We start from the raw sequence: 1,586 nt of genomic DNA on the forward strand, positions 1-1,586 counted from the left end.
GCGTGATAAGGCCATTAAGGCTGCACAGAAGTCAGGCCAAACTGCCGGTGCGAAGAATTTGTCAGACAATAATGCAGTGCAAAAGGCAAAGGACAAGTTGGCACAATTGATTAAGGACGCTGCTGCCGGTAAGGCAACGACGGCGGATATCGAGGCTGCTACGAAGTCGTTGAATGAAACGGTTGCTAAGGCACAAGCTGCATTGGCAACGGCTAAGAAGACGGCCAAGTCTGAAGCAACGGTTCCTGCATACTTGTCAGACAGCAAGTCATTGCAAGCGGCGGCTGATAAGCTAGCTGCATTGGCTGGTGATCCAAATGCAACGGCTACTGATTTGCAAAACGCTTTGACAGCCTACAACAAGGCCAAGGATGCTGCGCAAGCTGCATACGATGCCCAAGTTAAGGATGCCAAGACGGTTGTAAACACTGGTAAGATGACGCCAGCAAAGCAACACCTAAACGAGTTGCTTGCTAATGGTGCCACGGCTAGTGAAATTGCGGTTGCAATGATTGCCGTAGCGAACGAGAAGGATACTGCAATTGCGACCGCAGCTGCAGCGCCAGTCGTTTCTGCTGGTATCATTACAACAATGCACCCAACGTTGGTGGTTCGTGATAACACGGTGCCAACGGTGACTGCAGAAAATAAGTTGCCAGAGACAGGTGTTGATCAACAAGTTTGGTTGACGGTTGCTGGTACGATGGCTTTGTTGGGCTTGTTCTTAGTCGCTGCTAAGCGTCGTAAGAACGATGACAAAGAAGCTTAATCGATAAGAAGGTGTGGACTGCTGTAAGGTGGTTCACGCCTTTTTGTTATAAGTTGGGGATGTCCCAGAACTGAACGATTTTGAGAACATTCTGCCATAATCATAATTTCACAAGGTATAACAGGCCCGATATAGCTTGATTTTGGGGCGTTTTTAAATTTTTAAGTTAGCTGCTGTATGATAAATATATAAAGTAAGCAATCGGTGATAGGAGGACTGGAAAATGGCAGTATTCATGAGTGCAGTAAGTTTGTTAAGTGCAGTAGTTGCAGCTGCTGGGTACATCGCCCAGTTCCGAAACGAAGCCGAAGTTGCTGAAGTTGAATAGTTAATCACAGAGATGTCTCATATACGAGACATCTTTTTTTGTGATTGCAAAATTAGGGACCCGGAAATAAAGTAAGCATTCCCGCTAAATGGTATAATTACGCTAGTTTTTTGGAATGACATGAGGAATTTGGGATGAGAGTAATAAAGGCATTATCAGTGGGGACAATGCTCGGGTTAGTAGCTAGTGTTGTTCAAACGACAAGGGTATCTGCTGATGAGTATAGTAACAATAAGCCTGAGTTTTCAGTCGCATTATCGGCAATCGATGGTCAACAAGATGACGGGTCAACAACCTGGAATATTAAAACGCAACCGGGTAAAAAATTTGGCGGCGTTGTTTATATTCAAAATACATCCGCAGCCGAAGCAACGTTCCACGTGTCAGTTGAACAAGGGTTTACCAACAACAATTTAGTTGTTGGTTATGCCAGCGGTCATAATAATGATTCGCTTGCTAAAACAATGGACCTTCGGAAAATTGTGAAAG

Annotated in this window: 2 protein-coding genes; both read left to right on the plus strand. The window is 44.9% G+C overall.

Features of this window, described 5'->3' with window-relative positions; genetic code table 11:
• On the plus strand, nt 1-769 hold a 769-nt coding region (locus WEIDD23_RS04300; protein WP_197458806.1), incomplete at its 5' end, for an LPXTG cell wall anchor domain-containing protein.
• 462 nt (nt 770-1,231) lie between these two features.
• On the plus strand, nt 1,232-1,586 hold a 355-nt coding region (locus tag WEIDD23_RS04305), incomplete at its 3' end, for a WxL protein peptidoglycan domain-containing protein (RefSeq protein ID WP_156469568.1).

Origin of the sequence: Weissella sp. DD23, assembly GCF_001579105.1 — a bacterium.
In the GTDB taxonomy this organism is placed as follows: Bacteria; Bacillota; Bacilli; order Lactobacillales; family Lactobacillaceae; genus Weissella; species Weissella cibaria.